General features: G+C 34.4%; 21 protein-coding genes and 1 tRNA gene. 12 read left to right on the top strand and 10 right to left on the bottom strand.

Annotated elements, in window-relative coordinates:
• Nucleotides 1–3: 3 nt before the first annotated feature.
• The 3 genes from sat to G581_RS0105470 all read right to left on the bottom strand — a co-directional run bounded on the left by sat (nt 4) and on the right by G581_RS0105470 (nt 2,775).
• Nucleotides 4–1,389, bottom strand: coding sequence for a sulfate adenylyltransferase (gene sat / locus G581_RS0105480; RefSeq protein ID WP_028844957.1), 1,386 nt, complete (start codon nt 1,387–1,389; stop codon nt 4–6).
• A gap of 17 nt (nt 1,390–1,406) precedes the next feature.
• Complete coding sequence (locus G581_RS0105475) at nt 1,407–2,054, bottom strand: adenylate kinase (RefSeq protein ID WP_028844956.1); 648 nt, start codon at nt 2,052–2,054, stop codon at nt 1,407–1,409.
• Between the two features lie 106 nt (nt 2,055–2,160).
• Nucleotides 2,161–2,775, bottom strand: a complete 615-nt coding sequence (locus G581_RS0105470) for an XTP/dITP diphosphatase (RefSeq protein ID WP_028844955.1) — start codon at nt 2,773–2,775, stop codon at nt 2,161–2,163.
• 113 nt (nt 2,776–2,888) lie between these two features.
• On the opposite strand from G581_RS0105470, the gene G581_RS0105465 reads away from it, so the two are divergent.
• Nucleotides 2,889–2,962, top strand: a tRNA-Met gene (locus G581_RS0105465).
• Here the strand turns inward: G581_RS0105465 and ftsY are convergent.
• Both ftsY and G581_RS0105455 read right to left on the bottom strand, forming a co-directional pair.
• Nucleotides 2,963–3,868 carry a signal recognition particle-docking protein FtsY gene (gene ftsY / locus G581_RS0105460; protein ID WP_028844954.1) on the bottom strand — a complete coding sequence of 302 codons (906 nt, stop codon included), beginning with the start codon at nt 3,866–3,868 and terminating at the stop codon, nt 2,963–2,965.
• On the bottom strand, nt 3,868–5,619 hold the full coding sequence (locus G581_RS0105455) for a hypothetical protein (RefSeq protein ID WP_028844953.1): 1,752 nt from the start codon (nt 5,617–5,619) through the stop codon (nt 3,868–3,870). The genes ftsY and G581_RS0105455 overlap by 1 nt, the downstream gene beginning before the upstream one ends.
• 138 nt (nt 5,620–5,757) lie before the next feature.
• On the opposite strand from G581_RS0105455, the gene G581_RS11640 reads away from it, so the two are divergent.
• From G581_RS11640 to nusB, 8 genes are read left to right on the top strand one after another with little or no spacing between them, the layout of a single operon-like run.
• Nucleotides 5,758–6,165 (top strand): RDD family protein, encoded by a 408-nt coding sequence (locus G581_RS11640; protein ID WP_051178914.1) that lies wholly within the window; start codon nt 5,758–5,760, stop codon nt 6,163–6,165.
• Between the two features lie 47 nt (nt 6,166–6,212).
• Nucleotides 6,213–7,244: a rod shape-determining protein gene (locus tag G581_RS0105445; RefSeq protein WP_028844952.1), complete on the top strand. Its 1,032-nt coding sequence runs from the start codon at nt 6,213–6,215 to the stop codon at nt 7,242–7,244.
• Nucleotides 7,244–8,002, top strand: coding sequence for a rod shape-determining protein MreC (gene mreC / locus G581_RS10740; RefSeq protein WP_051178912.1), 759 nt, complete (start codon nt 7,244–7,246; stop codon nt 8,000–8,002). The genes G581_RS0105445 and mreC overlap by 1 nt, the downstream gene beginning before the upstream one ends.
• Before the next feature lies 1 nt (nt 8,003).
• Nucleotides 8,004–8,492 carry a hypothetical protein gene (locus G581_RS0105435; RefSeq protein WP_028844951.1) on the top strand — a complete coding sequence of 163 codons (489 nt, stop codon included), beginning with the start codon at nt 8,004–8,006 and terminating at the stop codon, nt 8,490–8,492.
• The gene (gene mrdA, locus G581_RS10735; protein ID WP_051178910.1) at nt 8,489–10,276 is read left to right on the top strand and encodes a penicillin-binding protein 2; all 1,788 of its coding nucleotides are present in this window, start codon (nt 8,489–8,491) and stop codon (nt 10,274–10,276) included. Before G581_RS0105435 ends, mrdA begins: the two co-directional genes overlap by 4 nt.
• Nucleotides 10,263–11,390 carry a rod shape-determining protein RodA gene (gene rodA, locus G581_RS0105425; protein WP_028844950.1) on the top strand — a complete coding sequence of 376 codons (1,128 nt, stop codon included), beginning with the start codon at nt 10,263–10,265 and terminating at the stop codon, nt 11,388–11,390. The genes mrdA and rodA overlap by 14 nt, the downstream gene beginning before the upstream one ends.
• A gap of 9 nt (nt 11,391–11,399) precedes the next feature.
• Nucleotides 11,400–11,867 (top strand): 6,7-dimethyl-8-ribityllumazine synthase, encoded by a 468-nt coding sequence (gene ribH, locus G581_RS0105420; RefSeq protein ID WP_028844949.1) that lies wholly within the window; start codon nt 11,400–11,402, stop codon nt 11,865–11,867.
• Nucleotides 11,868–11,891: 24 nt separating this feature from the next.
• A complete protein-coding gene (gene nusB, locus G581_RS0105415; RefSeq protein WP_051178907.1) occupies nt 11,892–12,335 on the top strand; it encodes a transcription antitermination factor NusB in 444 nt (147 codons plus the stop codon).
• A gap of 36 nt (nt 12,336–12,371) precedes the next feature.
• On the opposite strand, the gene G581_RS0105410 is transcribed toward nusB, so the two are convergent.
• Genes G581_RS0105410 through dnaJ form a run of 4 tightly spaced genes read right to left on the bottom strand, consistent with a single transcriptional unit; the run spans nt 12,372 to nt 16,895 of the window.
• Entirely contained in the window at nt 12,372–12,821 is a 450-nt protein-coding gene (locus tag G581_RS0105410) for an Hsp20/alpha crystallin family protein (RefSeq protein ID WP_028844947.1), read from the bottom strand.
• A gap of 22 nt (nt 12,822–12,843) precedes the next feature.
• The gene (clpB, locus tag G581_RS0105405) at nt 12,844–15,474 is read right to left on the bottom strand and encodes an ATP-dependent chaperone ClpB (RefSeq protein ID WP_028844946.1); all 2,631 of its coding nucleotides are present in this window, start codon (nt 15,472–15,474) and stop codon (nt 12,844–12,846) included.
• A 12-nt stretch (nt 15,475–15,486) separates the two neighbouring features.
• On the bottom strand, nt 15,487–15,825 hold the full coding sequence (locus tag G581_RS10730) for a MerR family transcriptional regulator (RefSeq protein ID WP_038065205.1): 339 nt from the start codon (nt 15,823–15,825) through the stop codon (nt 15,487–15,489).
• Between the two features lie 2 nt (nt 15,826–15,827).
• Nucleotides 15,828–16,895 carry a molecular chaperone DnaJ gene (dnaJ, locus tag G581_RS10725; protein WP_038065202.1) on the bottom strand — a complete coding sequence of 356 codons (1,068 nt, stop codon included), beginning with the start codon at nt 16,893–16,895 and terminating at the stop codon, nt 15,828–15,830.
• Between the two features lie 240 nt (nt 16,896–17,135).
• Here dnaJ and G581_RS0105390 point away from each other — a divergent pair, with 240 nt between their 5' ends.
• From G581_RS0105390 to malQ, 3 genes are read left to right on the top strand one after another with little or no spacing between them, the layout of a single operon-like run.
• Entirely contained in the window at nt 17,136–18,848 is a 1,713-nt protein-coding gene (locus G581_RS0105390; RefSeq protein WP_028844945.1) for an ABC transporter permease, read from the top strand.
• Nucleotides 18,849–18,890: 42 nt separating this feature from the next.
• Entirely contained in the window at nt 18,891–20,183 is a 1,293-nt protein-coding gene (locus tag G581_RS0105385; RefSeq protein ID WP_028844944.1) for an ABC transporter ATP-binding protein, read from the top strand.
• Nucleotides 20,164–22,224 carry a 4-alpha-glucanotransferase gene (gene malQ, locus G581_RS0105380; protein WP_038065199.1) on the top strand — a complete coding sequence of 687 codons (2,061 nt, stop codon included), beginning with the start codon at nt 20,164–20,166 and terminating at the stop codon, nt 22,222–22,224. The genes G581_RS0105385 and malQ overlap by 20 nt, the downstream gene beginning before the upstream one ends.
• Here malQ and mtgA read toward each other — a convergent pair.
• Nucleotides 22,184–22,993, bottom strand: coding sequence for a monofunctional biosynthetic peptidoglycan transglycosylase (gene mtgA, locus G581_RS0105375; RefSeq protein WP_239639036.1), 810 nt, complete (start codon nt 22,991–22,993; stop codon nt 22,184–22,186). The two genes, malQ and mtgA, sit on opposite strands and share 41 nt — an antisense overlap.
• Between the last annotated feature and the right edge of the window lie 225 nt (nt 22,994–23,218).

Here is a 23,218-nt window from a genome sequence, read left to right as displayed (position 1 = left end):
TCCTTATTTTTTTAACTTAGCAGGGATTTCAATATGAGGAAGATCAACCTCTAATCTCTCTTCCCTCTCTTTGAGATATTTTTCATTATTAAATGGATATCCAAACTTCTGCCACCACTTAACAACGACTTTGTAAACCTCTGGCCTGTAAATCTGCGGTGGTGGTGTTACACCTTCAGCCAAAAGACCTCTGATAAAACTTCCAGAGTATCTTGAGTAAATACCTTTATGGTTACAGTTACTTGAGTATGCAAACTCAAGACATTTTGGACAATACCAGAACTCTGCAATATTCTGTGGTCTTATATAGAAACCACCTTCAACAGCATAAGGTGGAGCTTCAAGTCCAAAACTTGGAATACCTTTAGACCATAGAATCTGAGTTGCGTAAATGTCATAATACTCACCAAGTGCAGCATGGTCTCTTCCAAACATATGGAAAGAAATTCCCATATTCTGTCTTATTACTGCATGAATAAGAGACTCTATTGGGTTACCATATCTCATATCCCATAATGTAAATGTCACAAGATGACGCTCTGGCTTAATATAGCCTGCAAGATGAACCATTTCATGACCCTCAACAATTGCCTCATCTGGAAAATCTCCAATTCTTTTTGCACCGACTATTGCGTTAACAACTATCCCGTGAGCTGGTTCTATATCTCCAATGTATGCTGCATTTTTCATTAATGCTTCATGTCCTGTATGAGGAACATTTCTTGTCTGATGAGCAATAACAGTGGTCCAGCCTCTTTTTTCAAATTCCTCTCTTGATCTTTTTGGTGGATACCAGAATCTATCAAAAGGTGGTCTAATTTTAGGCTCATTAATAATTGTATACTTCCCTGCAAGGATAATTGGATTTAATGAACAATAAATATTATAACCTGTGTGTTTCTGATCAAAAGGAACTTTTACAACTTCTGGATTTTTCTCTGGTGTCCCAAATGTTCTTAATGCTACATCTTCTGGCACAATTTTATAAACTTCTTCAATCTCAAGAATAGCAAAAGGCTCACCTTTAAGTCTCAAAAGGAGCCAATCGCCTGCACCAACCCCAAGTTTTTTTAAATCTTCCTCTGAGATATCAAAAAGTATAGGATAGGGAAAGACCCATCCACTTGAAAGTCTTCTACGATCAAGAACACTTTCAAGTTCAGCCTTTGTCATGGAACCTTCAACAGGGCTGAAAAATCCATAACATACTGACATGATTTCTCTGTAAACATTTCTAACAGGATTGCCTTTAAAAAATGTGGGTTTAATGTCATAAACAGCAGAACATTTTTCCATTAACTTTTTTGCCATCTCAGGATCACGGACAACCCGCTCAATAATCTTTCCACCATGAGGCGGTGGCAACGTCTTAATTCTTACATCCGGCATACTTTTCCTCCTTTAAATTACTTTTTTTCTAATATTGCACAGATATCGCTAAATATTTTATCCATACTACCTGTGCCTGAGACACTTTTAAGTATTCCTTTTTTTGAATAATAATTAATCAGTGGTTCTGTTTGTGTTCTGTAAACTTCAAGTCTTTTCCTGATTGTTTCTTCTTTATCGTCATCTCTCTGAAAAAGCTGTCCTCCACATTTATCACATTTTCCCTCTACCTTTGAAGGAGAATAATAAATGTTATACATCTGTCCGCATGACCTGCATGTCCTTCTTCCTGTAAGTCTTTTCATAAGATCATCAAATGGAACATCTAGATTTAACGCAACATCTAAAGGCATATTCATTTCAACAAGCATTTTATCAAGAGCTTCTGCCTGAGCAACATTTCTCGGAAAACCATCAAGAATAAAGCCCTTCTTACAATCATCCTGAGAAAGTCTTTCCTTAACCATACCCAAAACAACTGAGTCAGGAACAAGCTCACCTCTATCCATATATGCTTTTGCTTCTTTACCAAGTGCTGTCCCTGCTGCAACCGCTGCCCTCAGAAGATCACCCGTTGATATCTGAGGTATGCCATACTTTTCTACCAATCTCTTTGCCTGTGTTCCCTTACCAGCTCCTGGTGCACCGAGAAATACTAACCTCATTGAAGCCTCCTTTCAGAATGTTAGTAATTTAAACCTGTAATCAACGTAACGTTTGGTTTATAATTTAACCTATTATTGATTAAAAAGCAACTTAAATTTTATAATTTCATAATAAGTTTTGTTTATAAATTTGGGCAAATTTTACCAAAAACTCCTTTAATTTGTCAAGTGCTTTCCTACGATGACTAATTTGATCCTTATCATGAGAATTCATTTCAGCAAATGTTTTTTGAAAACCATCCGGAATAAATACAGGATCATATCCAAACCCCTGATCTCCTCTTGGACTTTCTATAATTTTTCCGCTAACATAGCCCCAAAATATTTGTTCCTGCCCATCTGGTAAAACTAATGCAATACAACATACAAATCTTGCATTTCTTATATCAGATGGTACTCCTTCCAACTCTTTTAAAAGTTTTCTAATATTATCCTCATCAGAAGCGTTATCTCCTGCATATCTTGCTGATTTAACACCAGGTTTACCTCCTAATGCTTCAACTTCAAGACCTGAATCATCAGCTAAAGCAGCCAATCCTGTATGTTTACAGACATATCTTGCTTTTTTTAAAGCATTTTCATCAAAAGTTAGGCCATCTTCTATAACTTCTTCAAGTTGAGGGAAATCATTAACAGAAAGAATGTTTATATCCAGTCCATCAAGTATCCTTTTTAATTCTTCTATCTTTTTATGATTTCTTGATGCAATTACAAGTTTCATAATGTTTATTGAAGTCTTACTCCTTATCTAAGCTAGTAACATAGACAAAGTGCAATTTCTATTAAAATTTAATTGTTTGACAATCATACATTGTTTAAGCTATATTAAAAAACAGCGGGGTGGAGCAGTCTGGTAGCTCGTCGGGCTCATAACCCGAAGGTCAGAGGTTCAAATCCTCTCCCCGCAACTAATCAAACAAGGCTTCGACAAATTCTTCTGGATTGAAATCTTTTAAATCATCAAAATCTTCACCTATTCCTATTAACTTGATAGGAATTCCTATTTCCTTTTTTATTGCAAAAACAACACCACCTTTTGCTGTTCCATCTAGCTTTGTCACGACCACACCAGTTAAGCCTACTGCCTCATTAAAAAAAGTAGCCTGTCTTAAAGCATTCTGGCCTGTAGTAGCATCCAGAATAAGCAAGGTTTCATGTGGTGCATCAGAGATTGATTTCTTAATGACTTTATTGATTTTTCGCAATTCTTCCATAAGAGGAACTTTAGTATGTAACCTGCCTGCGGTATCTATTATTACTACATCTTTATGGTTTGATTTAGCATATTCCAGAGCATCAAATGCAACAGCAGCAGGATCTGAACCGCTTTTATGTTTTATAACATCTGCACCAACCCTGATTGCCCATACCTCAAGTTGTTCTATGGCTGCAGCTCTGAATGTATCTGCCGCTGCAAAGACAACACTTTTGCCTTCAGAACTAAATTTGTAACCAAGTTTACCAATCGTTGTGGTTTTGCCAACTCCATTCACTCCTACAACAAGAATAACAGAAGGACTAGCTTTCAAATTTAAAGATGTATTATTTTGAAGCAACTCAATAAGCTCCTTTTTAAGAAGAGTTTTAATATCAGTAACATTTCTGATTGAGTTTTCTTTAAATTTTTTTCTTAATATATCTGTTATTTCTTCTGTAGCTTTAACTCCTATGTCAGATGAAATCAATATTTCTTCAACTTCTTCAATAGTTTTTTCATCTATTTTCCCTCCTGCAGGGACTATTCCTTCAATTTTTTCAACTATAGACTGTTTTGTTTTGCTTAATTTTTCTTTAAGTTTGTTTAAAAGCCCCATTAGCGCTTCCTGAACTCAACAACAAGTTCATCTTTTTTCTTTAAAAGCCGATATTTAAGAGGTTTTTTAAGAATAATATTTAATACCAGTTTATTGTTTTGCTCTTCTACTACAGAAACTTTTTTTATAAATTCAGAATCAATTTTTACAGGTGTTTCTAATTGATTCGTAGCTGGATAAATCTCTAAAACAACTGCCATAGCACCAGTTGTTTTTTGCGTTCTGGGATAATAACTACCCTGTTTTTCTATATTTGGCACAAATAAGGTTAATATGCATCCACTTTTGGTTTCAACAAGGGAAACATTTTTAAGTTCTAATACATTACCTTTTAACGCAGTACCCTTTTTTTTACCCCTGGTTTCCTTTACTTCCTTTTTCTTCATTACTTTTTGCTTTGTTTTTTCAACCGGTCTTTCCTCGCTAACCTTGATTTCTTTAGAAGGACTTTCTTTCTCTTCTGTAGTTGCATAAATTTCAAAATTTTCTGCCTTATCATACATCACATTAACAGTGGCAACACCGTTTACAAACTCTGATGCTGGAATTTTATTAGGAGTGAGAGTTCCTGTTCCTGATGATTTCAAGATAACAGTATTACCGTATAAATTGTAATTTGACATAATTTTATCGAGTTGATTATAAGCTATAATTTTTATTTTGAATCTCTGCCCTGCTATAATTGTATCCGGAGAAATTACCTCAAATCTCTTAACCTTTGGTGGAATAAGTTTTACTATATCGCTTTCGCCTTTTATGTTGTTATCATTTGCAATCTTAACCACTATTTTAATATCTTCCGGCTTATCGTACCGAAGACTGATTTTAGCCTTACCATCTGAAAATGCATAAGATGAAAGTTCAGATAGAAATACTGAACTTTTACCTTGCGCTTCGATAATTATTTTTTCCCTCTGCATTGCAAAATCTTTAACAAAATTATTAAAGTTATCTATTGCAAGTATGGTTACATCAAAAGGTTCATTCACCACAGCTTCACTTGGCGCATTAACAATAAAAGATGTTACTTCTCCATTTAAAATTTCAACCTTTTCACTTTTACCTGTAATTTTTTTGTCTAATAAATTTGCTTCTATCTGAAAATAGCCAGTTCTTTCAGCAAAAAGCTTAACATTAACATAACAACGTTCAGATACATATCTAATATCCTTTATTTGAGGAGCAACATCCCCTTTGAAAAATAAGTTTAACGCTTTTGGATCAAAATCCTGGCAGACAACATTACCAAATCTGTCGTTACCTGTAATCTGTATATCAAAATCTCTACCAACTCTTACAGAAGGGGGAACCTTTATTTTAAGTGTATATAGCTGAGCGGGTAAAATCTTTATCCTCTTTTCCAGAATTGGAAAAGGACTGTTAATTTCATAGAGAGTTAGCAATACATCTTCCGCTCGTTCATCCTTGAATTTTATTGCCAAACCTGACTGTGTTATTTCACTAGATTTAAACTGAGAAGGAGTTATTGTAGCAAAGCCACTCACAGCTAATTTATATTCTTTTGGGCTTTCCGAAGGCATACTAACAGAATTACCGAAAGCATCAAGTGCATAAATGAATATTTTATATTCACTGCCTGCTATAAATTTATCTGGTGTATCAAGTTGAAAATGATCAAAAGTCCCTGGCTTAGCTATGATTTCACCATATACTGATGATATCCAGTTAAAAAGCAATAAAAAGATAACAAAGACCAGCGAACAACTTCCCCTTAAAATTTTATTATCCATTTTACCCTCCTCTGTAAGTTCTATTCACATTTTGCTTTATCTACAAATTTTATTGTATCCTATCATAATTGTTTATATTAAAAAGAGGCAAGTGCTATTGTATTATAGAGTATTTAAAATAATAATAAAATAATAAAAATGGTTAATACCCACTCAAAGTATAGTAATATTTTTTTCAGAGGAATCGCCAAGTTTATTGACTTAATTATTGTTGTTGTGCTCTGGAAAACCTTTCCTGAATCAGGAATATTCATCGGAATTTTTTATTTATTAATAAGTGACGGGTTATTTAATGGTCGTAGCATTGGTAAAAAATTTTTGAGGCTAAAAGTTATTAATATTGATAGGCAGAGTAATGCTGATTTCAGAGATTCCATAATAAGAAATTTACCACTGGCTTTTCCATTATTTTTTTTACTGATACCTATTGTTGGATGGTTAATCTTTTTTTTAATTTTTGCTTTTGAATTTATTCTAATGGTAGGAGATTCGGAAGCTAAAAGATTTGGTGACTACCTGGCAAAAACATCAGTTATAGAAGAATAAAGTTTCAATATTTTAAAATATTGAAACTTTAAATAAAGGAGGAAAATGTGGTTCTTCAAAAAATAGTCGGAAAATTTTCTAATGACCTTGCAATTGATTTGGGTACAGCCAATACATTGGTATATGTGAAGGGGAAAGGAATTGTATGTGACGAACCATCTGTTGTTGTTTTCAGAAGAGATAATAAAAAAGTTATTGCTGTTGGTACAGAAGCCAAGGAAATGATGGGGAAAACACCCGCCAATATTATCACAATTAAACCCCTTAAAGACGGCGTTATTGCTGATTTTGATGCGACAGGAGAAATGCTTAAGTACTTTATAACTAAAGCCCATAATAGAAAATGTTTCATCTCTCCAAGAATAATTATTGGAGTACCATCAGGAATAACTCAGGTTGAGCAGAGAGCTGTCAAGGATGCTGCAATTGCTTCAGGTGCTCGGGAGGTTTATCTCATTGAAGAACCGATGGCTGCTGCTATAGGAGTTGGCCTACCAGTTGGAGAACCTTCTGGCAATATTATTGTTGATATAGGTGGAGGAACCACTGATGTCGCTGTTATCTCTCTTGATGGAATAGTCTGTTCTAAAGCTGTAAAAGTAGGTGGAGACAAAATGGATGAAGCTATAATAGCTCATATAAAAAGAAAATACAATCTTATGATCGGAGAAAGAACAGCAGAGTTAATTAAAATTAATATCGGTAGTGCTTATCACATAAGCTCAAAAAAAACAATGGAAATTAAAGGACGAGATCTTATTACTGGAATTCCAAAAGCAATTACTATCACAGAGGATGAAATTAGAGAAGCTTTACAGGAACCGGTATCAATTATTCTTGATACTATAAAAGTTACATTAGAAAATACTCCTCCTGAACTGGCTTCTGACATAGCTGACAAAGGAATAGTTCTTGCAGGTGGCGGTGCTTTATTGAAAGGACTTGACATCCTTATAAAAGAACATACAGGCGTCCCTGTAATTATTCCAGATGATCCTTTAAGAGCAGTTGTTAAGGGATGTGGTGCAATGCTTGATAAACTTGATTTACTAAGAAGAGTTTCTCTGAATGTTAACTGATGATAAAAAGAATAACTCTTGTTATTATAGTTACGATTTGTATAATATCATTTTTTCTTATAAGCTATCAGGCTAAAGGGTTAATAAAATTCAGCAAAATAAATCTTTCGCCTTTAATATCACCAGTAAACTATGTAACAAACTTTGCTTCTGATCTCTTACACTGTCAGGAGGAAAACAAAAAATTAAAAGAACAGTTATACCAAATTATTCTCCAACAAAAATCGTATTATGAACTCATGGAAGAAAACAGAAGATTAAAGAGTTTACTGGGCTTAAAAGAAAGAGAAAAACAAATTTTAACATTAGCAACAATAATAAGAAGAGGATCAAATAAATTTTTAAAAACTTTCTGGATAGATAAAGGAAGTGAGCATGGAATAAAAACAGGAATGCCAGTAATTACATTAAATGGACTGGTTGGAAAGGTTATATTTATATCTTCAAATTCATCAGAAGTACTCGCATTAACTGACCCTAACTTTTCTGTCTCTGTACGGGTTGAGCGGACCAGAGCAGAAGGGATACTAAGTGGAACAGGAACAAACCTCTGTCGTCTCAAATATATTCCACTAGAGGAAGACATAATGGTTGGAGACAGATTAATTACTTCGGGCACAGATGGGATTTTTCCTGAAGGAATTAAAGTCGGAGTGGTAAAAAAAGTTGATAGGAAAAATGGATTTTTTCAGAATCTCGAAGTTATTCCATACCAACCAGATTCAAAAATTGAAGAAGTTGCAATAATTAAAAACTAACATGAAATTTTTAATAAAATTAGCCATTTTTATTTTTGTTATTTTTTTTGTTGAACAAGTTTTCACACTTAACAATATAAATTTTAACTTCTCATTTTTACTTATTTATCTTTTTGTTATACATTATTTTTTTCCTGAAATTGAACAAAAAAAAATTGCTCCGTCAGAAACATTACCAGTTTTCTTTTTTGTTCTGGTGGGATTAATAGAAGACTTATTTCAGGGAGTAATTGGTCCTGGCATTATATCCAAAACTATTACAGGGTCTTTATTAATAATTGTCGTTAAACAACTTTTTTTTCACTGGACAGAACTTTTCAAGGCTCTTATTATTTTTATTTTTACAATAACTGATGAATTAATTTATAGTTTAATTATAATTTATTTCTTTAATTTCGATATGGAATATATCTCTTTTTTTAAAGTACTGCTTATTAAAGGACTATTTAATATTCCTTTTGGTTTAATTCTAAGCTGGAAAAAACCATGAAAATAAAAGATTATATATTTACTAGTATAATTTTCTTCATATTCATAATACTTTTTTTAAGGCTCTGGCAACTTCAAATAATGAATACAGAAAAATATCAAAAACTATCCGAACAGAACAGAATTAGAATAATAAAAACTCCTGCTCCCCGCGGAATCATTTATGATCGAAATGGTATTCCATTGGTTGAAAATATAATTTCTTTTGGACTTTCAATTTCTCCTGAATACATAGATAAAGTAGATATAAGCATGTTATCTAAAATTTTAAATATACAGATAGAAGAATTACAGAAAAAAACCAGTAAAAAACCTGAAAGTATTTATATGCCAATAAGGATAAAAGATGATCTTACATTTAAAGAGATCGCGATGCTTGAAGTGAGGCGTTCAGAACTACCAGGATTAATAATAGAACCTGAGATTAAAAGACATTATCCTTTTGGAGCTGCAACAGCACATCTATTGGGATATCTCGGTAAAATCACCGAGGAACAAATTAAAAATAATCCAGAATACCAAAATCTACCCTCTTATTTTATGGTTGGTCAGACAGGACTGGAAAAATTATTTGACAACAGATTAAGAGGGATTCAGGGAGAAAAAATTATAGAAGTTGATGCTCTTGGCAGGGAATTAAGGCTTATAAAGGAAACACATCCAGTTAAAGGTGAGGACATTTATTTAACAATTGATGCTCTACTACAGGAAGCAGCATATAAAGCTTTCGGTGGCTCGTCTTCTACAGCAAATGCAAGGCATTTTGAAGGATTTGCAGGAGCTTTTGTTGCATTGAAACCCGATACAGGTGAAATATTAGCATTATTAAGTTCTCCATCCTTTGACCCCAACATATTTATTGAAGGAGTATCAGCAGATTATTGGAAAGAGTTGATAACCAATCCCCAAAATCCTTTGCTTGATAGAACAATTCAGGGATTGTATGCTCCGGGGTCAACTTTTAAAATTATTCCTGCAATTGCAGGACTTGAAGAAGGAATAGTATCACCTGATAAAATTCTAGTCAACTGCACAGGTGGTATAAGTTTCAGTCAATGGACATTTGGATGCTGGCAAAAAGAAGGACACGGTCCTGTAAATCTCAGACGAGCGCTTGTTGAATCCTGTGATGTCTACTTTTATGAACTCGGTAAAATTCTTGGCATAAAAAAAATTTATAAATACGCAACATTACTTGGACTTGGCAACTCAACTGGATTCAGTGATGATGAAAAGCCAGGCCTTGTGCCGGATGAAGAATGGAAAAAAAATGTAAAAAAAACATCATGGTTTCTTGGTGACACATTCAATACTGCAATAGGTCAGGGGTTTTTAAAAGTTACACCGTTACAGATGGCAAATGTCATGGCTGAGGTGGTCAATGGAGGCATAAAAACAAGTGTTCATATAATAAGAAATATGGAAATCCGTAAAGAAAATCTCAATCTTAATCGTGAAAATCTTGAAATAATTAAAGATGCATTATCTGCTGTTGTAAATGAACCCAATGGTACTGCTGCAGGTGCACGTTCTTATTTGATAAAATTCGGTGGCAAAACAGGAACAGTTCAGGTAGTAAGTAAAAAATTCAAAGGAAAGTCATCATATAAAAATATTGAACACCATGCATGGTTTGTTGGTTTTGCTCCAGTAGATAACCCTGAGATGGCTTTTTCTTTAATTGTTGAACATGGTGGAAGTGGAGGTGGAGTAGCTGCACCACTGGCGAAAAATATTCTTGAGGGATACATTATAAAAAAGAGGCAATTAAATGTTAAAAATTGATAGAAGAATGCTTGAACATTTTGACTGGATTACTTTTTGCATTGTTCTTTTTATCTGTATTATAGGAATACTTACAATTTACAGCGCCACAAGACCGCCACTTGATGAAGGAGAGAGTCCTCCGTTTTATATAAAACAGTTGATATGGCTTTTAATAGCTATTATGACCTTGGTTATTTTCGTAACATTTGACTATGTAAAAATAAAAGAGTACTGGTTAATTTTGTATATTATAGGAATTTCACTTTTAATTATCGTCCTTTTTATGGGTAAGACAGCAATGGGAGCAAAACGATGGATAAATCTTGGTTTTTTTTCATTTCAGCCATCAGAAATATTCAAGATCATTTTTATAATAAGCGTCTCAGCATTTCTTGAAAATAAAGAATCACCTTTATCAGCAAAAGATACTCTAAAAACATTAATTATTTTTGGAATAATCCCGTTCTTACTTATTATGAAGCAGCCTGATCTTGGAACCGCAATTTTAATTCTTACCATTACAATTATAATGATTATTTACAAAGGCTTAACTATAAGATTACTGATATTGTTTTTGTCTTTATTTATTACTTCAATTGTTTTTTTATGGGAAATTCTATGGGCAGGACTGAAAGAATATCAGAAAAATAGACTAATTGCATTTATTGATCCCAGTATAGACCCCAGTGGAATTGGTTATAATATTATGCAATCAGTAATTACAGTAGGTTCTGGCGGCCTATTTGGCAAAGGATTTCTGGAAGGCACACAGGGTCCTTTAAAATTTCTTCCTGAACGACATACTGATTTTATTTTCCCCATTTTTTCAGAAGAATGGGGATTCATAGGTTGTTTAATTCTTTTAGCATTATATTTTACAGTATTTATAAGATGCTTTCAGACCTCTGTAATTGCAAAAAATAGTTTCGGAAAACTTCTAGCAATAGGGTTTACTTCCATTTTTGTTTTATATTTTTTTATTAATATTGGAATGACACTGGGGATTATGCCTGTGGTAGGAATCCCCTTGCCATTCATGAGTTATGGTGGGACAACTCTTCTTGCTAATTTTACAGGCATTGCACTTGTGATAAATGTTAGAATGAGACGATTTGAATTATTTTACCCATAAAAGGAGGATATCATGAAAATCATTGAAGGAAAGCTGGAAGCTCAAGGATTAAAATTTGGAATTGTTGTAAGCAGGTTTAATGAATTTATAACTTCAAAACTTCTGGAAGGTGCACTGGATGCCTTAATAAGACATGGAGCAAAAGAAAGTGACATCGAAGCCGTGCGAGTTCCTGGTTCATTTGAAATTCCTCTTGTTGCAAAAAAGTTAGCTCAGTCTGGCAGGTTTAATGCAGTAATCTGTCTGGGCACTTTAATTAGAGGAGCAACGCCTCATTTTGACTACATTGCCGCTGAAGTATCTAAAGGAATCGCACTTGTTAGTCTTGAAGTCGGGATACCTGTTTCTTTCGGTATTATTACAGCGGATACAATTGAACAGGCAATAGAAAGAGCTGGTTCAAAAGCTGGGAATAAAGGCTGGGATGCAGCCATGGTAGCCATTGAAATGGCAAGAGTAATAGAACAGATGAAATAGACCAGGCACACAGGATTAGCAATAATGAAAAGAAGAAAAGCAAGAGAATATGTTTTACAATTTCTATATGCCTGTGAAATGAATGAAAATACTGAAAAAATAAGTGATTATAACCTGTTACAGGAAGAACTTGAAAAATTCTGGGAAAGAAATGAAGAACAGGACCATGATATTAAATCATTTACAACTAAACTAATAGAAGGAACAATAGAACATATTGATACTATTGATACTATTATTCAAAAATATACAAATAAATGGAATATGGAACGCATCATTACCATTGATAAAAATATTTTAAGATTCGCAATTTATGAAATATTATATCGTCAAGACATACCATACCAAGTTACAATCAATGAAGCTATAGAAATTGCTAAAAAGTACTCTACAAAACAAAGTGCAGCATTTATAAACGGAATCCTTGATAAAATCGCAAAAGAAGAGAGCATTGTCCGCTCCAGTTGAAGCGGACAATGAAATTTAAACTTTATAAGCTGTGCTTTACTCGAGTTGAATTTTTATCTCTTTTGGTCTTGCCTGCTCTTTTCTTAAAATGACAATCTCGAGAATCCCATTTTTTAAATTTGCTTTAACTGAAGCTTTATCAACATCCATAGGTAAACTAATAGTTCTTGAAAAAGGTCCAAAGCTTCTTTCATTTAGAACATAATCATCATCAGAAATACCCTCAGGTTTTTTAACTTCTCCTTTAATTATAAGTCTGTCATCTGTAATGGTTAAATCTATATCTTCTTTCTCAACACCTGGAATTTCCACCTGAATAACTACTTCATTTCCTTTCTCAAAAATATCAATATTTGGTGAAATAACACCTTCTGTAGTTGCTGCTCTTTTACGTCTTATAGGAGAAAGAAATTCTTCAAAAAGTCTGTCCATTTCTTTTCTCATCTCTTCAATTTCTTTTAAGGGACTCCATTTTACAATAGACATGATATACCTCCTAAAATTTTATTTAGGCTGTCTCTGCTAACACAATCCGTTCAAATATTATTTTACCATCTTTGAAATCTACTTCTACAGTATCACCTTCTTTAAATACACCCTCAATTAATTTTATAGCAAGTGAATCGAGAATCTCCTTCTGTAATATCCTTCTTAAAGGTCTTGCTCCGTAAACTGGATCATAACCAATTCTTGCAAGATATTCTTTAGCCTGCTCTGTAAGAACAATGTCAATTTTGCGATTTTTGAGATATTGTTTAATTCTCTTTATCTGAATTTCAATAATATCTTTCATTACTTCCTTGCTCAGTGGATTGAATATTATTATTTCATCAATTCTGTTTAAAAATTCAGGTCTGAAAAATGCTCTTAGATCATCTGTTATTCTTTTTCTCAAATCCTTCTTAAGATCCTGCCAGTGCTCTGTTCCACCATGTTCCAGAAACTCCTGAATATGACTACTTCCGATATTTGATGTCATTATTATAATTGTATTTCTAAAATCAACAACTCTTCCATGTCCATCAGTAAGACGTCCATCATCAAGAATCTGTAAAAATACATTGAAAACTTCAGGATGAGCCTTTTCAACCTCATCAAAAAGAACAACACTGTAAGGACGTCTCCGCACAGCTTCAGTAAGCTGTCCACCTTCTTCATATCCAACATAACCAGGAGGTGCGCCTATAAGACGACTTACTGTATGACGTTCCTGATACTCAGACATATCAATACGAATCATGGCATTTTCATCATCAAAGAGAAACTCTGCAAGCGCCTTCGCAAGCTCTGTTTTACCAACTCCTGTTGGGCCAAGAAACATAAATGAACCAATCGGACGATTCGGATCCTGTAATCCTGCTCTTGCTCTTCTTATTGCATTTGATACTGCAATAATTGCCTCATCCTGACCAACAACTCTTTCACGTAATCTTTCCTCCATCTTTAGAAGTTTTTGGGTCTCACTTTCAAGGAGTCTTTTAACAGGAATTCCTGTCCACTTGGCAACAACTTCTGCAATATCCTCCTCATCAACCTCTTCTTTGAGCATCTTCCTTTTGCCCTGAATCTCCTTAAGCCTGACGTTTTCCTGTTCAAGTGCCTTCTGTAGTTCAATCAGTCTGCCATATCTCAACTCAGCAGCCCTTGTTAAATCTCCCTGACGCTCGGCCTGTTCAGAGGCAATACGTACCTGTTCGATTTCTGCCTTAATCTCACGAATTTTTAAAATAATCTCTTTTTCAGCCTGCCACTGTTTGCTTAACTGCTCCTTCTTGACAAGAAGTTCTTCTATTTCCTGAGAAATTTTTTCTATCTTCTCCTTTGCATCCTCAGTTGGTTCCTTGCTTAATGCCTGACGCTCTATCTCAAGCTGTCTGAGCTTACGTTCTATTTCATCAAGCTCAATTGGCATGCTATCAATCTCCATTCTAAGCTTCGCAGCTGCTTCATCTATAAGGTCAATTGCTTTGTCAGGAAGATATCGATCAGTAATGTATCTGTGCGAAAGAACTGCAGCAGCAACAAGTGCAGAGTCTTTTATCTTTACACCATGATGAACCTCGTATCTTTCTTTAAGCCCTCTCAGAATTGATATGGTCTCTTCAACAGATGGTTCTTTTACTAAAATAGGCTGAAATCTTCTTTCAAGTGCAGGATCTTTTTCAATGTATTTTCTGTATTCAGTAACTGTTGTAGCACCTATACAGCGGAGTTCTCCACGAGCAAGCGCTGGTTTAAGCATATTAGCAGCGTCAACCGCTCCTTCCGCAGCACCAGCACCGACCAGAGTATGAAGTTCATCTATAAATGTGATAATTTTACCTTCTGACTGTGTGATTTCCTTTAACACAGCTTTTAGTCTTTCTTCAAACTCTCCACGATACTTCGCGCCTGCAAGAAGTGATCCTATATCAAGAGCAATTAATTCTTTATCCCGCAAGGACTCTGGAACATCACCGGCAACTATTCTCTGTGCAAGTCCTTCAACAATGGCTGTTTTACCAACTCCTGGATCACCAATAAGCACAGGATTATTTTTTGTCCTACGACTTAAAACCTGCACAACTCTTCTGATTTCCTCATCTCTTCCAATAACAGGATCTAATTTACCCTTTCTGGCGAGTTCTGTGAGATTTTTTCCATAACGAACCAATGACTGATACTTTTCCTCAGGATTGGGGTCAGTTACTTGATGTACACCACGAATTGCTCTCATTGTATCCAGAACTTTTTGTCGGGTTATAGTCTGTTTCTTTATTGCATCAAGTGCAGGACCTCCAATATCAAATAAAGCTATAAGAAGATGTTCCACACTAATGTATTCATCTTTAAGATGTTGAGCCTCTTGCTCAGCTTTTTCAAAAAGCTGATTGAGTCTCTGGGTGATATATATCTGTTCAAGTGGCTGTGTACCATGTATTTTTGGAAATTTGTCTATCGCTTTCTTTAAATCTTCTTTTATAGCATGTAAATCCGCTCCGCATTCTTTGAGAATTCGGGTTACAAGTCCTTCGCTATCCTCAAGCAATGCATACATAAGATGCTCTACATCGATCTGTTGATTACCATATTGAGAAGCAATTTTTTGAGCATCTCTAATTGCTTCCTGAGTTTTATAGGTCAACTTGTCGAATCTCATTGTTAAACCTCCTTAAATTTCTTCAAAAAACTTTTTCATTCTTTTTTCTATTGTTTCCTTTATATCTTCATCAAGATAACGAAACATTTCGTGCATAAATTGTTCTAAAATTTGCATTCTGTCTCGCATTCTGAGAATAATATCCACTCCGGCTCTATTAACACCAAATTCCTTTGTAAGCCTGATAACAAAATTGAGCCTTTCAAGGTCTTCATCAGTATAAACTCTCTGTCTTTTAATTCTCTTTGGTTTTATAAATCCTTCTCTTTCATAACATCTCAGAGTTTGAGGATGCACGTTAAGAAGTTTGCAGACCATGCTAATCATATATAATTTTTCATCCTGCTTCATCTTTACCTCCTTAACATTGCATCTCTCGGATTTTCTTTATATAGTTGCTCAATTTTCTTAATCTGTTCCTTATCATTTACAGTTAACCCTTTTGGCACAACAATTTTCACTACAACATACATATCTCCTCTTTTACTTCCTGTTGGAGAAGGAAAGCCTTTTCCAGAAATTCTGAACTTCTGCCCGCACTGAGTGCCTTCAGGTATTTTCATTTTGACTGTATGTCCATCTGGAGTGGGTACATCAATTTTTGCCCCTAAAGCCGCCTCAACAACTGTCACAGGAATATCAAGATATATATCATCACCCTTTCTTGTGAATAAAGGATGAGAAACAACTGTAACCTCAAGGATTAAATCCCCATATAAAGCTCCACCTCTTCCGGCATTTCCATATCCTTTAACCTTGACATTCGAACCAGTATCAACTCCAGCAGGAATCTTTGCCTTAACTGTCTCAGTAGTTAAAATCCTGCCCAATCCTCCGCAATTTTTGCATTTAGATGCTGCAATCTTACCAGTTCCACCACATTGAGGACATATCTGACTGGCTCTGAAAAATCCTCGTGAAGTCTGAATTTTTCCAGTTCCACCACATCTCTTACAAATATCAACAGAATCTGCACCGCTTCCATGACAGGTGTTACATTCTATATATCTTTGATATGTAATTGGCTTGATTGTTCCATTGTAAGCTTCCTCGAAAGTCAGAGTAACTGGAATAATAATATCTTCACCTCTGGCATGAATAGTTTGAGTAGAACGAAAAGTTTCGCCAAAGAGATCCCCAAAAATATCTCCTAAGTCAAAATCTCTTGTAAAATCATATCCTCCAAAGTCAAAGCCTTTAAAATCAAAGCTGCCACCTCTGTCATATTCCTCTCTCTTCTTAGGGTCACTTAGGACTGCGTAAGCTTCATTAATCTCTTTAAATTTTTCTTCAGCCTCTTTGTTCCCCGGGTTTAAATCAGGATGATACTTCCTTGCAAGCTTGCGATAAGCCTTTTTAATATCCTCCTGTGAAGCGTCTTTATTAACACCAAGAATTTTATAGTAATCTTTATTTTCCATAAGTTCATCATAACATATTGAGTTAATCTATATCAATATATTATATTTGGTCAATAATTTAAACAATTCTTTGCTTAAAGAGAATAAAAAGCATATTGCGTTAAAGTCTGTGGACTCATTTGTCAGAAATTATTGAGTATTTATTATATGTTATAGAATTAAATAGAATTATTACTGTAATTTTTTGAATCTATTGTTTTATAATGCAAAGATTTAGATTTCGTTTCCGGAGAGTATAAAATGAAAATACCCATCTCTATTCCTGCTGAAACATTCAAGGTAAGATTAATTGATATAGTTGTATTTCTTATCATTCTAGGTATTCTTTCATTCTTAATATATATTGCATCTGAATGGGGAACACCTTATGACAGAACACTAGAAATAAATTTAAATCCGTCAAATATTCCGCAATACGCTCTACAATCTGTTGCTAGAATTTTTTCTGCCTATCTTTTATCTCTTGTTTTCTCAATATGGTATGGATATACTGCATCAAGAACCAAAATTCATGAAAAAATAATGATTCCTCTACTTGATATCCTTCAATCCATCCCTGTGCTTTCTTTTCTGCCAGGAGTTGTTTTAGCTATGATAGCCCTTTTCCCCGGAAAAAGAATAGGCCTTGAACTTGCCTGCATTCTTCTTATTTTTACTGGTCAGGTATGGAATATGACTTTCAGCTTTTATCACTCAATAAGTACAATTCCAAAAGAAATGAGAGAGGTGGTTAAAGTTTTCAAGTTCAACAAGTTTTCAAAATTCCTCAGGCTTGACCTTCCTTTTAGTGCTATTGGACTTATCTGGAATAGTATGATGAGTGTGGCTGGAGGCTGGTTTTTTCTAATGGCATGTGAAATGTTTGTTCTTGAAGATAGAGATTTCAGACTGCCCGGTCTTGGTTCATATATTCAAATAGCAGCCAACTCCGGCAATATTGAATATGTAATGTATGGACTTGGTATGATGATTCTATTAATAATTATCATCGACCTTTTTATCTGGCGACCTCTTATTGTATGGTGTCAAAAGTTCAGAATTGAAACAGTTCCTCCTGAAGAGGAAAGAGAGTCTTTAATTTTTAATATTTTTTCAGGTTCTGTTTTTATTAAGAAAGTTGTTGACACATTAAACAACGCGATTAATAAGATAGAAAAATTCAGTTACAGAGAGTTCATTTTATCCGGGAATCCTGTTATGAATAAAATAAGTAAAGCCCTAGGACTCATTTTGTTAATGGTTATTTCAATTATAATTATCTGGGCGATTTTAAAGGCTTCTTCAATAGTCTCATCTGTTAGTCTTGATAATATTTTAACTATAATAAAATCAGCATTTTATTCCTTGCTCAGGGTTTCTGTAGCTCTTTTAATAGCTCTTGCATGGACTCTTCCAGTTGGTGTTTATATTGGCTTAAATCCAAGAGCCGCAAAAATGCTACAGGGAATTGTTCAAATAGCAGCAAGCGTTCCAGCTACAGCAATTTTCCCTGTTATTCTTCTTTTGCTTATTAAACTTGGAGGAAGTCTTGATATAGGTGCTGTGTTTTTAATGCTTCTTGGCACACAGTGGTATCTTCTTTTTAATATAATTGCTGGAGCATCTGCCATTCCCAAAGACTTAATTGAAATTTCCAGAGTATATGGGATTAAGGGAATCAGAAAATGGAAAATTCTTATACTTCCAGGTATATTCCCTTATCTTGTTACAGGATTGATTACTGCATCTGGAGGTGCATGGAATGCTACAATTGTAAGCGAGTATGTCTCTTTTGGTGGCAAAATAATGCACGCAGCAGGGCTTGGTGCTTTAATAAGTTTATCGAGCGCTTCAGGAAATTTTGGACTCCTCTTGATTTCAACATGTTTCATGTCTTTAATTGTTGTTGGCATTAACCGACTGGTCTGGAAAAGACTTTTTATTCTGGCTAAAACAAAATACCTTCTTGAATAAGTAGGTTCTTGGTGATACTAATAATAACAGAAAGGAGTTGAAATGGCAAAAGAAGTCATTCTTGAATTAAAAAATGTTAAAAAATCCTTTCTGATTGGCAAAGGAAGAGACATTACTGTTCTTGATAATATTAATCTGAACATATTTTCTGGTGATTTTGTTTCAATTCTTGGACAATCAGGCGCTGGAAAGTCAACTCTTTTAAGAATTATGGCGGGGATTATTGAACCTACTGAAGGAAAGGTTTTATACAAGGGAATTCCTCTTAAGAAAGCTGATGCCCGAATAGCTGTTGTATTTCAGAGTTTTGCTCTATTTCCGTGGTTTAATGTTCTTGAAAATGTAAGAGTAGGTCTGGTTGGACAGGGCCTAAATGATGAAGAGATCAATGCAAAAGCAATACGGGCAATTGACCTGGTCGGGCTTGATGGATTTGAAGATGCCTATCCCCGAGAATTAAGCGGTGGAATGAGGCAGAGAGTTGGAATTGCAAGAGCACTGGCTGTTGAACCTGAGCTTCTCCTTATGGATGAACCTTTTTCAGCACTGGATGTTCTGACAGCGGATAATCTGCGTGGTGATATTATTGACTTGTGGAGAGAAGGTAAAATGCCAGCAAAAGCCATAGTTTTAGTTACGCATAACATTGAAGAAGCTGTAAGCATGTCATCTCGGGCTGTAGTCTTAAGCCATAATCCTGGGAGAGTTAAAGCTCAAATACCTCTAGAGCTTCCCTATCCTAGAGATAAAAACTCAAGAGATTTCAAATTCTTGCTTGATAAAATATATACAATACTTATAAAACCTCCAGAGGAGATTCCTATGATGCTTGCTGCTGGCAGGTATCAATTTCTTCCTCATGCAAAAGTTGGTGCAATTGCCGGACTTATTGAACTTGTTCATGACAAGGGTGGCAGGGTTGACATCTATGCTCTCAGTTCTGAACTTAGCATGGAACTTGATGATATCTTCCCCTTGATAGAAGCCTCTGTAATACTTGATTTTGGAGAAATAAAAGAAGGAGATTTTATTCTTACTGAGAAAGGGGGAAAATGGGCACAAGCTGATACTCTTGAAAAAAAGGAAATATTCAAAGAAGCTGCTTTACAGAATGTCCAACTGATAAAGCAGATCGTTCAAGTTCTTTCAACAATTTCAAAACACAGGGTTTCTGAGGAATTTTTTATTGATATTCTTAAAAATCACTTCACACCGGAAGAAGCCTGGAATCAGCTTGAGACAGCTATAGATTGGGGTAGATATGCAGAACTTTTTGCGTATGACTATGATGCAGGAGAGCTTTATCTTGAAGAAAATGAAACAATTGATATGTAGGCTTTCTGATTTAGTTGGAATACTTCCATCGTATTACAACTATAAAGGCGAACGCATTGATATCTCTCTTGAGACAAAAACAGGATTAATTTCTTCCATGGGGTTCAGGCTTGATAAAGAAATCCTTATAAAATGGATTAATTATTTTGACAGCTATCCATGGAAAAATTCTGTAGAACCTGTTTATGTAATTGAACCAGGTTCTACAATACATATTTATTTAAAAGAAAATCAACATGTTGATTACATTGAAATTGTTCCTTTTAAAGATTCAGGCAATGAATCCGAACCTATGTTTTTGCATTTAAATTCTGAAGCCTTACATAAAGATGAATGTAGAATTTTTGAAAATGGGACTTATTTTAAATACAATGTTTCAATCCCTTTATTATCCATTGGATACTACAAGATGTGTCTTTTTTCAAAAGAATTCAATAAAGAAAGCTTATTGATAGTCGTGCCGGAGAATTGCTTCATTCCATTTCAAAATAAAACATGGGGACTGCACTGCAATCTATGGAGTCTGAGAGGAGATAAAAGGGAGGGAGATTTCTCTCACCTAAAATATATATCAAAATATGTAGATGGCAAGGGAGGATTTATCAGTATCAATCCTCTACATTTAAATGATCCTAATGATTTATACGGCATTAGTCCTTACTCCTCCATATCAAGACAGTTTAAAACACCTCTTTACATCTCCAGATGTCCTGTCAGAGAAAAAGATGAAAAATTTTTTAATTATTCCAATGTATGGCAGGACAAAATGCGAGCTCTCAGAACTGAATTTGAACTATTTTATAAAAATTACATTAATGAGCCACAAAAGGTAAATAATTTTATTGACTATAAAAATAAACTTCATCCCCTTATAAGAGAAGATTTAAAATCTTTTTCTATTTTTTGTTTTTTAAGGGAAGAACTGGGGAAAAACTGGCAAAACTGGGAGCAAAAATTCAGAAAGCCCGAAAAAGAGAGCATTGACAGAATTTATCAGGAAAATGAAAAAGAAGTTCTTTTTTATCAATATCTTCAATGGCTTATAGATGAAGAGATCGATAGTTTTAAACAATACAATTTATGCATGGATATCGCTTTTGGTTCAATTAAATCAAGCTTTGATGTCTGGATTAATCAGGAAATATATGCTCTTTCTTCAGAACATGGTGCACCACCAGATGATTTTAACCCAAATGGCCAGAAATGGGGATTTCCACCTGTTATCCCATTTAAACTAAAAGACCAGGCGTATATTCCTTTTATAAAACTCTTAAAATGCAACATGAACAGTTCTTTATTAAGAATTGACCATGCTCTAGGGCTATTTAGAGCTTTCTGGATACCTGAAGACAGTAATCCTGAACAGGGCGCATATGTAAAATATCCATGGAAAGATTTGCTTGGTATTATTGCTCTTGAAAGTCAGTTAAACAGAACAGGAGTTATTGGAGAAGACCTTGGAACAGCAGAGGAATGGATGAAAAACGAGTTAATTAAGAGGAAAATATGTTCATGGAAGGTATTTTATTTTGAAAAAGATGGTTCTGCATATAAATCATCGCATCTTTATCCAGTAGATGCTCTGTGCAGTATAACCACTCATGACTTACCCACACTCAGAGGATTTTGGAATGCAAGGGATATTAAACTTAGAAAGCAATTCTCCATCTTCAATGAGTCTCAGGTAGAGGAAGCTTTATCAGAAAGACAAAGGGACAAAGAAAAAATTATCAACCTTTTAAACAATGAGGGATTGATAAAAGAACTTCAAAATCTTCCTGATAATTCAAAGTCTGAAATGGAAGAACTACTTTTTGCCATAATAAAATTTCTTGCCAATACTCAATCAAGATATTTTCTTATGTATCCTGAAGATTTGCTTTTCATGGAAGAACAGGCAAACTTTCCAGGAACTATCATGGAATATCCAAACTGGCAGAGAAAACTTCCTGTAACAGTTGATGAAATAATAAAATTACCTATTTTGAAGGAAGTTGAAGCTATTTTAAAGGAGGCTGGACGTTTTCATTCTCTGGATTAGAAGGCTTTTCTGTTTCCTCCTTTTTTTCCTGCAAAACAGGCGTGACATCATCACTTTCAGGTTCTGTATACTCCTCCTTGATTATTCCTCTTTTCTGCATTATAAAATAAATGAGATGGGCCCTCTTCTCCACAAATCTTGAATTACCAGTAGGATTATATTTTATTGGATTTGGGAGAGAAGCGGTAAGTTTTGCTGATTCCATAGGATTAAGGTCAAAAGCTGACTTACCAAAGTAGTGTCTTGCTGCTGCCTCAGCTCCGAAAATTCCCTCGCCCCACTCTGCAACATTCAAATAAAGTTCAAGAATTCTTTTTTTAGAAAGTGTTTTTTCAATCCTCCATGTAATTATTGCTTCCTGAATCTTCCTTACAGGATTTTTAGATGGACTGAGATAGAGATTTTTTGCCAGTTGTTGTGTAATTGTGCTACCACCGTATTTAAGTTTTTTTCCCCTGATATCTTTTTCAATTGCTTTTTTTATGCCATCAATATCAAATCCTGAGTGTCTATAAAATTTATCATCCTCACCAATAAGTACTGCCTTAACAAGATAGGGTGAGATTCTGTTTAATGGCATCCATATTTTTTTTATCTTTATTTTTTTACCCTTTTTCCCCCACTGTTCAATACGATATTTCATCATTGCAGTAAGTTCTGGATTCTTCTTTTTCAGAGAAGAAACATCTACCATAAATGGATAAATAATAATGTAAACAAAATAAACAAAAACTATAAGAATTATAATCTTGAAAGGCCATCTAAACATTTTCATATTTTATCATTCAATACAAGATTTTAAAAATTATGTTACCTCGCAATATTGTATGCCTGCTTCAACAACTTTGTATGTATGTTTTCTATTGGAAGTTGTTGATATATAATATATATATGAATAAGCGTAATTGTGGGACATAATGACGGAAAAAACAGGAAGTGTTCAATTAATAAATAAAATATACAGTAGTGATTATAACAGAATTTTTCAAGTTAC

It is taken from the genome of Thermodesulfovibrio thiophilus DSM 17215 (assembly GCF_000423865.1).
Lineage (GTDB): Bacteria > Nitrospirota > Thermodesulfovibrionia > Thermodesulfovibrionales > Thermodesulfovibrionaceae > Thermodesulfovibrio > Thermodesulfovibrio thiophilus.
The sequence above is the reverse complement of the archived record's forward strand: the minus strand, read 5'-3'. Positions and strand labels throughout refer to the sequence as shown.

Bases quoted from the DNA above. Each gene is read 5' to 3' on its own strand.
- mreC (WP_051178912.1), top strand. From the start codon at position 7,244: ATGATAAAAAGAATAACTCTTGTTATTATAGTTACGATTTGTATAATA.
- rodA (WP_028844950.1), top strand. From the start codon at position 10,263: ATGTTAAAAATTGATAGAAGAATGCTTGAACATTTTGACTGGATTACT.
- sat (WP_028844957.1), bottom strand. From the start codon at position 1,389: ATGCCGGATGTAAGAATTAAGACGTTGCCACCGCCTCATGGTGGAAAG.
- G581_RS0105455 (WP_028844953.1), bottom strand. From the start codon at position 5,619: ATGGATAATAAAATTTTAAGGGGAAGTTGTTCGCTGGTCTTTGTTATC.
- malQ (WP_038065199.1), top strand. From the start codon at position 20,164: ATGAAACAATTGATATGTAGGCTTTCTGATTTAGTTGGAATACTTCCA.
- G581_RS0105475 (WP_028844956.1), bottom strand. From the start codon at position 2,054: ATGAGGTTAGTATTTCTCGGTGCACCAGGAGCTGGTAAGGGAACACAG.
- G581_RS0105435 (WP_028844951.1), top strand. From the start codon at position 8,004: ATGAAATTTTTAATAAAATTAGCCATTTTTATTTTTGTTATTTTTTTT.
- G581_RS0105410 (WP_028844947.1), bottom strand. From the start codon at position 12,821: ATGTCTATTGTAAAATGGAGTCCCTTAAAAGAAATTGAAGAGATGAGA.
- G581_RS0105390 (WP_028844945.1), top strand. From the start codon at position 17,136: ATGAAAATACCCATCTCTATTCCTGCTGAAACATTCAAGGTAAGATTA.
- G581_RS11640 (WP_051178914.1), top strand. From the start codon at position 5,758: ATGGTTAATACCCACTCAAAGTATAGTAATATTTTTTTCAGAGGAATC.
- ftsY (WP_028844954.1), bottom strand. From the start codon at position 3,868: ATGGGGCTTTTAAACAAACTTAAAGAAAAATTAAGCAAAACAAAACAG.
- mtgA (WP_239639036.1), bottom strand. From the start codon at position 22,993: ATGTTTAGATGGCCTTTCAAGATTATAATTCTTATAGTTTTTGTTTAT.
- G581_RS0105385 (WP_028844944.1), top strand. From the start codon at position 18,891: ATGGCAAAAGAAGTCATTCTTGAATTAAAAAATGTTAAAAAATCCTTT.
- nusB (WP_051178907.1), top strand. From the start codon at position 11,892: ATGAAAAGAAGAAAAGCAAGAGAATATGTTTTACAATTTCTATATGCC.
- clpB (WP_028844946.1), bottom strand. From the start codon at position 15,474: ATGAGATTCGACAAGTTGACCTATAAAACTCAGGAAGCAATTAGAGAT.
- G581_RS10730 (WP_038065205.1), bottom strand. From the start codon at position 15,825: ATGAAGCAGGATGAAAAATTATATATGATTAGCATGGTCTGCAAACTT.
- dnaJ (WP_038065202.1), bottom strand. From the start codon at position 16,895: ATGGAAAATAAAGATTACTATAAAATTCTTGGTGTTAATAAAGACGCT.
- mrdA (WP_051178910.1), top strand. From the start codon at position 8,489: ATGAAAATAAAAGATTATATATTTACTAGTATAATTTTCTTCATATTC.
- G581_RS0105470 (WP_028844955.1), bottom strand. From the start codon at position 2,775: ATGAAACTTGTAATTGCATCAAGAAATCATAAAAAGATAGAAGAATTA.